This window comes from Steroidobacter sp. (assembly GCF_016790065.1).
In the GTDB taxonomy this organism is placed as follows: Bacteria; Pseudomonadota; Gammaproteobacteria; order Steroidobacterales; family Steroidobacteraceae; genus Steroidobacter.
Map to the genome: position 1 here is coordinate 1 of NZ_JAEUPY010000330.1, position 8,591 is coordinate 8,591.

An 8,591-nucleotide genomic window follows, 5' to 3' on the forward strand; every position below is an offset into this window, starting at 1 on the left:
CCGAACGCGTTCACACGCCGCACGTCCATCTTTGTCACGGCGGCTGAATCAAAGATGGTGTCGTTCATCACAACCAACACACCGCGGTCGCGAGCCTGATCTGAGCTTGCCACGCGCACGGCATCCATCAGGTTTTGTGGGCCGTCGGCCGAAATGGCCGTCCCCGGTCGCATCGAACCGATCACGACGACAGGCTTGGTCGACGGTGTTGTCAGGCTCAGGAAGAAAGCAGTTTCTTCCAGCGTATCGGTGCCGTGCGTGATGACGACGCCCGAAATCTCCGGCGCCGACAAAGCCGCTTGAACACGGTCAAGCACCTTTCGCCAGACCGCCTCGTCCACATCGTAGCTACCGACGTTGGCGACCTGCTCCGCACTGACGTTCGCAATCTCAGCCAAGCCCGGGACCGCGCGAAGAATGTCGTCGATGGGCACGACACCGGCGCGATAACTCGCGCTCGTTCCCTGGCCCGCTCCTGCAATGGTTCCCCCGGTGGCAAGGAGCCTGACGTTCTTGGGTGCGGCAACCGGCTGCGGCTGACCTGCCAAAGCCGTTGCAGTGACTGCAAGGCAGAGCGTGGCGAGCAAACAGGCGTATTTCAGCATTGGAGCCCCTCAGGTAGGGCACCTACTTTACTTCTTCGCCGCACTCCCGTCCGCGCCGCGCACGACGTCGAACATGTTCTTGCAGATGGCTTGGGCCTGCTTGGCGGTCATGGCCGAACCGATGCCTTCCATCGCGGACGATTTAGTTGCATAAGGCCGTTCGCCCCAGAGCGCACCGGTCTGAAGATCCAGAAATTTTGTGTTCGCATCGATGAATGCGTTGCCCGACATGATGCCGATGCCCAGACGCATGCCCGTCGAAACGTAGCGGAAATCGTTGACATACAAAGCGAGCAGAGTGCCCGGCTCTGCCGCGGGACGCGCGGCGCCGTCCTGGAACGCCAGCTGCAGGCCGGCGGTCTTCGCTTCTTCCTGGCAGCCTTCGTGGAAGGCTTCTTTCATCTTCGACCATGAATCGGCTTGCGTCGCCACGTCGCTGCCGTCGAGGCCCAGTACGACTTTCTTCGCTGCCGTCGCGCTGACAGCAATCGGCTTGTGGTTCTCGGCGCCTTCCATGCGCACGGCGCAACCCGTCAACGACATAGCACAGCACGCCACCATGATTGGCAATCTCATTCCAAACCTCACTCTATGAAAACAGGTAATTGATCGATGCCGAGTCAGGTCGCACGTCAGGCGGCGACTTTGTTCGTCAGGAAGATATCTTTGCCGCACAGATCGGACAGCCCATGGCGCAGCACGACTTGCAGGTCCAGATCATCCGTGCGCAATGTTTCTACCTTGAGGCCAGCTGCACGCAGCCGGTTCTCGATGTCCGCGCCATAGCGGCGCACATGATCTTCCTGGAAGTACTTCGAGACTCTTTCTTCGGGTGTGTTTAGCCGCTCGTCGTTGGTGGTGGCACCCCACACAGGCACTTGAATGACGGCGATGCCGTTTGGCTTCAGAACGCGGCGGATCTCGCGCATTGCCTTGTGATCATCGTCCACGTGCTCGAGGATGTGAGAGCACCACACCAGATCAAACGTATCGTCGGCGAAGCTCATGTTGCAGATGTCTTCCTTGTGCATCACCGTGGGCACGAGCAGATCGGCCGTGTGGTAGTCATCCGACCGGGACGCCAGCCACGTGGTCATGCAAGGCTCGGGGGCGAAGTGCAACACCTTTCCCAGTCGCGCGGGGAGACGTTTGGCGAGCAGGTCGTAGGCGAGCCGATGTCGCTCCTGCGATTTGCAGCGAGGACAGGTCGCATCGAACCTGAAAAACTGCCCCTGGTTGGCGGGGTCGAACTGAAATCCGGTCCAGTTGCACATCGGACAATGCCGAGTGTGCTGGAAGTTGAGCCCGCTGATGGCGACTCGAAACGACTTCCGCGCGATCCTATCCAATAGACGCATATTCCACCTTGATCCCTCAGTCCATCCGGCAAGCCTAAACGCGCCACTCCCGAGTTGACAAGTCGTCCGTCTGGATTTGCTCGTGAGCCAGTCGGGCGATTGCCATAATTGGTCCGATTTGATGCGGCGGCCGGGCCGATTCGCCCCCTACTCTGCAGTGACTAACAACACTGCTAGAGGGATGGCATGGCTGCGACGATTCCGCCTTTGACTCAGGTCTGGGCAGACCGCTGGCAATCGAGACCGGGCTTCATATCGCTGCTATTCGGCGTGGTACTGCCGCTGATCACGCTCATCTACGAGCTGGCGACACACGCCTGCGCGTCGATGATGTTCGACCCGATCCCCACGCCGTTGCACGTCATTCTGGTCGCGCTCGTCCCGGCTGCGAATCTGTTCGTTTGGTGGACGCTGAGAGACACGCTCCGGCGCCCGAAGTTGCTGGCGTTTGCTAACGGCATGGCCATCGGCGTGGCGGCTTTCTATAGCCTGCTGTTCATCCCAATATTGCCGGCTGCAACCATCGGCATCATCTTTTTCGGGCTCGGCCTGCTGCCTTGGGCACCGGCGTTCTCCTTGACCGCCGCCATCGTCTTGCGCGTACATCTGACGAGAGCGGCCGATCGGGAGCAACGCTCGTTCGCAACTTGGCCCGGATTGGTGTGCGCGTTGCTCACGCTCATCGCCATCGAACTGCCCAACACGACCACTGCGATCGGCTTGAAGATGGCGACCTCCGAGTCTGTGCCGGAACAGAGTCGTGGCGTTCGCTTGCTGCGTGCGGTGGGCGATGACGATTTGCTCCTGAGATATTGTTACTTCCGCACCGGCCGCGGGGATTTGCTCGGCGTTCTGATGAACATATCGTCGGTCACGCCGACCGGCGCACGCGAAGTTTACTACCGCGTGACAGGCGAACCCTTCAGCGCCAAACCTGTGCCGGCGCCGGCTCGTAGTCGAGGTTGGTGGGGCGACGGCTTCGACAGCGATCAAGGAACCGATGTGGTCGGCGGCCAATTGCCAGGCCTCTCACTTGCCAGCTCCCGCCTGGATGGATCACTCGATGCGGGAGCTGCACTCGGCTATGTCGAGTGGACGCTGGTGATGAAAAACAACTCGCAGATGCCCCGAGAAGCTCGGGCGCAAGTTGCCCTTCCGCCTGGCGCCGTCGTGTCTCGTCTCACGCTTTGGGTGAATGGTGAGGAGCGCGAGGCCGCCTTTGCCGCGCGCGGGCAAGTCACTCAGGCCTATCGAGCTGTCGTCCAGCAACGTCGAGATCCAGTGTTAGTGACTACGGCCGGGACCGACCGTATCGCCGTGCAGATGTTTCCGGTGCCGGCGGATGGTGAGATGAAAGTTCGTATCGGCATGACGGTGCCGTTGGAGCTCGATCATCTGCGTCAAGCCTCGCTGCAGCTGCCCTACTTTCATGAGCGCAACTTCGCGGTGGGCGAGGACTTCAAACATTTCGTGTGGATCGAGGCCAAGGCGCCATTGAGTCATGGGCAGCTTCGATCGCAGTCGGCTCCCGGTGGTGCGCAGGCGCTGCAGATGCAACTCACTGATCGTCAGCTCATGGCGCTGGACACGGCCGTCACGATGTCGAGGGATCGACTCGATGCGAGTTGGTCTCACGATGCGCCCGCCGGCAATGAGATCGTCAAGCAGACGCTGCAAGCCGTTACGGCCTCCACGCCTTCTCGGCTCGTGGTGGTCGTCGATTCGTCGGCTTCGGTGGCGTCGTCGGCGCAGCAGATTGCGGAAGTTGTGTCTCGGCTGCCTACAGAGCCGGAGTTATTTCTGATCGTTGCGGACGATGCGCAGGATATGAATGTCCTCCGTGCGCCGACGACGCCCCGAGATGCGGCGGCATCGATTCGCGATTACAACTTTGTCGGCGGCCAAGACAATACTCTGGCGCTGTCGAAAGCTCTCGATCTGCTCACCAAGCCTGATGGCGCGTTGATCTGGATTCACGGTGCGCAGCCGGTGGTGCTGCAAACGACGGCATCCATCGAACAGAGATTCGAACGTCGCGGACAGGTGCAGTGGTATGACGTGCAGGTTGCACCTGGCCCTAATCGCATCGGTGAGAACTTGGATGGGCTGGCGCGGATTCGGACGATGTCGCTGTCGAAGCTGCAAAGTTTGATTACGCGCTGGCGGTCTGGCGGGAGTGACATTGTCGTTCGCCGGGAGAAGATTGCTGGCCCTGCGCCCGCTTCTGAGGTTGGCCAAACCTCAGATCATCTTGCTCGGCTTTGGGCTCACGAAGAGGTGCAGCGCCTGCTCTACGACGAGCGTGACTCCCGAGCTGCGGCCGTCGAACTCGCACATCGCTATCGACTGGTCACGCCCGTCACTGGTGCTGTCGTGCTCGAAACTCAACAACAATACGATGCCGCCGGGCTCACCCCTGTTCCTGAGGGTACGGTTCCGAGCATTCCCGAACCGGAGGAATGGGCGCTGCTCGCCATCGCTGTCGCTGTGATTTTGTATTCGCTGCGCCGGAGGCAGGTGGGACATGTTGTCGCGTGAGGTGACACGACTTTCTCGGCGCTCGGCGCCCGGCGACATGGATATGCATTCATCTGCCGCGGTCGGCGCGATGTCGTCGCTTGGATTGAAGTCGATGTGTGCCGCCGTAGCGTCGCGCTTGGACATACGACGGCTGCCGTCCAATTGGGTGCTGATCGTTGTCGCGTTAGCCATCGCGACGTGGCCGGTGTGGCGATGGATGGCGCATCGTTTTGCCGATGGCTCGGGCGACATGTGGGAATTGCTCGCCGCGGTTACGGCGATAGCCATGCTCGTGCGTGATCAGCGGGCGACGCCATCGGAGGCGATGGCACAGCGACGCGATGGACCGCGGTCGACGATGGTTATGCTCCGCAATCGCATGCTTGAGTCGATGGCGGTGGCGCCTAACAATTCCAGGGTGCAGCGGGCGGTCGTGCGCCAGATCAGCGTGACCCTAGCGTTTCCCGCCCTTCTCGTGCTCGCGTACGCAGCCTCGTACGCTTTCTTATCGCCGCTACCTCGCGGAATGCTGGCAATGGCCGCGATGGGCACAGCTGTCAGCGCGCTGTGGTATGGCAGGCGGGTCGACATACCCATTCTCGGGTTGTTGTTGATCTCCTTGCCCGTGATGGCTTCGCTCAACTTCTACCTCGGCTATCCGCTGCGAGTCATCGCCGGCACCGTCACAGAAGCGTTGTTGCAAATGAATGGCATCGCCGCCGTCCGAGACGGGGCGCAGTTGCAGTGGAATGACCAGGTGATTGCAATCGACGCGCCGTGTAGCGGCGTGAAGATGTTGTGGACCGGGGCGTACTTGAGCTTCTCACTGGCAGCGCTGATGCGATTGAGCACGCTGCGATCAATCGCGTTGGCATCGCTGGCGGTCGTAGTTGTGATCGCCGCGAATGCGATGCGAGCGACGTCGCTGTTTTACGTAGAGGCTGGCCTGATCCCGGGCCCGGAGTTTCTGCATGAGGCGATAGGGTTGGTGATGTTCGCCTTCGCCGCCGCAACGCTGTTCGTTGCGGCCCGGAAGCTGGTAACTCACGTTGATGCCGAGCACGCCGCTTCATTCCCGCGGTCGGGCTGCGGAAGCGCCTCTATACATCCAGGCTCATCTGAGCGTGGCGCTACATCCGCATGTCTGTTCATAGCCGTTTGTCTGCTCGCCGCCCTGGTCCCGCTCGCAACGCTGGAGCCGGCGACGGCGGCGCACGCGGGCTTCCCGGGCTGGCCGAGCGAGTTCGAGGGCAAGTCGCTGCGAGCCATTCCTCTATCAACGATAGAAGAAAACTTCGCTCAGTCCTTCCCAGGAAACATCGGTCGCTTCAGCGACGGCCGGCGTGAAATTGTGATGCGCTGGATCGCCAGCCCTACCCGCAAACTCCACCCGGCCTCGGATTGTTTCAAAGGTAGCGGCTACCACGTAAAGCCTCTGCCTCTGGAAAGAATCAACAACCAAACCTGGGGCGCCTTCTCCGCCGAGCGAGGCACTCAACAACTGCACGTCCGTGAAGCCATCGCCGATGGCAATGGCAAACGCTGGACGGACGTATCCGCTTGGTACTGGGCAGCGATTCGAGGCGAGACGCAGCCCCCTTGGATGGCCATTACCGTTGCAGCCTCAGGACCGACGCAAACCGACATATCAGTAGTGCCACTGACGGGAGCCGAATGAGAGCGATGCCACCAAATGCGCGAGACTCTGTGAGCTGATTCCGACCGAGGCAGAAATCGACCGACGGTCGCTTTTACATACAGAGACGCCGAGGAAAGATTCAGCGAGGAATGTGTTGACACGGAGCGGACCGCGAGTAACATGCGCGCCCCCGGGACAAAACCGGGTCTGCCGGAGTCGAACATGCACGCATCGCAAAATCTTGAAACGAACATGAACAACGCGCGTTGATCCGCAAGATGACTTGCGGAGCGCGTCAGCTCCCCAAGTCAGGTGCGAAGCATATGCCTCCGCGAAAGCCCCTGGCCGGTGAACCGACCAGGGGCTTTTTATTTGACCCGGACTTGGCCCTGGCCGGAAAACCGAGCAAGGGCTCTTTGTGTATAAAGACATCAGTCATGCCAGTACAAATAACTCTGAACAAGGCTCGGGTGCCGGTGAAAGTGTTCACCAAGGACATCGAGCCCGACGCCATCCAGCAGCTGTTGAACGTAGCGCAGCTGCCTATCGTGCACGGCCATGTGGCCGCGATGCCTGACGTCCATCATGGCATCGGCGCGACCGTGGGCAGTGTGATTCCGACCAAGCAGGCCATCATCCCTGCGGCGGTCGGTGTCGACATTGGTTGCGGCATGAACGCCGTGCGTTTGACTCTGCACGCCAAGGATTTGCCGGAGAGCCTGGCCAAACTCCGCAGCGCCGTGGAAACACGCGTGCCAGTGGGCTTCAACCAGCACGAGTCGGACAAAGTCCGTGGCAGCGCGCATGCGCGCCAAGGCCGCACACTCGATGACAGGCTGGACAGAATCGTCGGCAAGCATCCGGGCGTGATGAAGATGCAGCGACAGTTCGCGCGCACGTGGGTGTGTCAGCTCGGCACGCTCGGCGGCGGCAATCACTTCATCGAGTTGTGTCTCGACGAAGAGCAGCGCGTCTGGGTGATGTTGCATTCCGGTTCGCGTGGCATCGGTAACGTCTTCGGACGTTACTTCATCGAGGCCGCGCGTAAGGACATGCGACGTCATCAGGTCAATCTGCCGGATCGCGACCTGTCCTATTTCAGCGAAGGTTCCGAGCTGTTCGATGACTATGTCGAAGCGGTGGACTGGGCGCAGGACTACGCGCTCTTGAATCGCAGCATGATGATGAAGCTGGTGCTGGACGCGCTGGCTCCGCATCTGCCGCCGTTCAAGACCGACGGTGAGGCCATCAACTGTCACCACAACTACGTGGCCGTGGAGCACCATTTCGGCGAGAAGCTGTTCATCACCCGCAAGGGGGCGATCAGCGCGCAGGAAGGTCAGCTCGGCATCATTCCGGGCAGCATGGGAGCGAAGTCCTTCATCGTGCGCGGCAAGGGGAATCCCGAGTCGTTCTGCTCGTGCTCGCACGGCGCGGGGCGTCGCATGAGCCGCACCGAAGCCAAGCGACGTTTCAATCGCTTCGATCTGGCTCAGCAGACCGAAGGTGTCGAATGTCGCAAGGACGGCGGCGTGGTGGACGAGATCCCGTCAGCCTACAAGGACATCGACGTGGTGATGGCCAACCAGACGGACCTGGTGGACGTGGTACACACGTTGAAACAGGTGATGTGTATCAAGGGATGAGCGCTAGGTGCCGGGGGCGACGCAATTGAAGCTTTGGCTGAGATTGATGTCGCCCTTGCCATCCCACTTTGCCACTTGCGGATAGGGACACAGCGGACGTGTCCTCTGCGCCGGCTTGCGCGGATCTTCATCGGTGTACTTAGTCGCGATGATGCTCGACGGAGCGACGCCCTTCTCCACCCATCGCTCCAACGCCAACAACGTGTCGTGATCGGCATCGGCACCTGGGAAGCCAAGATTGCCGAACACATTCGGGCCCGGCCCGAAACCACAATGAAGCACGCCAGGCGCTAGAAACAAACGGTAGTAGTCGTCGGTCTTGCCCATGCGCGCCTGCACGGCGTCGAAGTACTGCGTCGACATGGCCGGCGGAATCGAGCCGTCCAGCAGGCCGTGATACTGAATCAGCTTGCCGCCGCTCTTACGCAGCTTGGTCAAATCCGGATTGGTGGCATCCATCAGCGCGCCGAGCTTCTGCCGCGCAGTGGACAAGTCCCGCGTCAAATCGAAGGTACGAAAATCCCAGTCGCGACGTTCGAACACGAAGCCGCCGAAATATCCCGTGGAGAATGCAACCTGCAAACTCTGCCCCGGCGCCGCGCCGAATGCATACTGACGAACGCCGCCGCCAATCGGGCCGGTTTCGTTCTCGCCCGAAGGCACGTAGCCCGGTGCTATCAACACATTCGTCTTTGGGTCACGCAGATCGCCATACAATCGCTCCAGCGAAGACACTTGCGCGCCGGTCAGACATTGATCGCTTTCAGCGCCCTTGCACTCGAGCTCGCGTGGATTGAAGCGACACGACAGATCGGACACCAAC

Annotated in this window: 7 protein-coding genes; 3 read left to right on the top strand and 4 right to left on the bottom strand. The window is 60.6% G+C overall.

What is annotated here, in order from left to right; all coding sequences use genetic code 11:
- The 3 genes from JNL55_RS13750 to JNL55_RS13760 form a co-directional block, all read right to left on the bottom strand.
- On the bottom strand, positions 1 to 605 hold a 605-nt coding region (locus JNL55_RS13750), incomplete at its 3' end, for an asparaginase domain-containing protein (RefSeq protein WP_293853891.1).
- A gap of 27 nt (positions 606 to 632) precedes the next feature.
- Entirely contained in the window at positions 633 to 1,181 is a 549-nt protein-coding gene (locus JNL55_RS13755; RefSeq protein WP_293853893.1) for a hypothetical protein, read from the bottom strand.
- Between the two features lie 56 nt (positions 1,182 to 1,237).
- Positions 1,238 to 1,879 (bottom strand): class I SAM-dependent methyltransferase, encoded by a 642-nt coding sequence (locus JNL55_RS13760; RefSeq protein WP_293853895.1) that lies wholly within the window; start codon positions 1,877 to 1,879, stop codon positions 1,238 to 1,240.
- 270 nt (positions 1,880 to 2,149) lie between these two features.
- Here JNL55_RS13760 and JNL55_RS13765 point away from each other — a divergent pair, with 270 nt between their 5' ends.
- From JNL55_RS13765 to JNL55_RS13775, 3 genes are all read left to right on the top strand, one after another.
- Positions 2,150 to 4,501 (top strand): VIT domain-containing protein, encoded by a 2,352-nt coding sequence (locus JNL55_RS13765; RefSeq protein WP_293853897.1) that lies wholly within the window; start codon positions 2,150 to 2,152, stop codon positions 4,499 to 4,501.
- A gap of 43 nt (positions 4,502 to 4,544) precedes the next feature.
- Positions 4,545 to 6,161 (top strand): archaeosortase/exosortase family protein, encoded by a 1,617-nt coding sequence (locus JNL55_RS13770; RefSeq protein WP_293853900.1) that lies wholly within the window; start codon positions 4,545 to 4,547, stop codon positions 6,159 to 6,161.
- A 398-nt stretch (positions 6,162 to 6,559) separates the two neighbouring features.
- A complete protein-coding gene (locus tag JNL55_RS13775) occupies positions 6,560 to 7,768 on the top strand; it encodes an RtcB family protein (protein ID WP_293853902.1) in 1,209 nt (402 codons plus the stop codon).
- A 3-nt stretch (positions 7,769 to 7,771) separates the two neighbouring features.
- Here JNL55_RS13775 and JNL55_RS13780 read toward each other — a convergent pair.
- Positions 7,772 to 8,591: tannase/feruloyl esterase family alpha/beta hydrolase (locus JNL55_RS13780; protein ID WP_293853905.1), on the bottom strand; the 820-nt coding region annotated here is incomplete at its 5' end.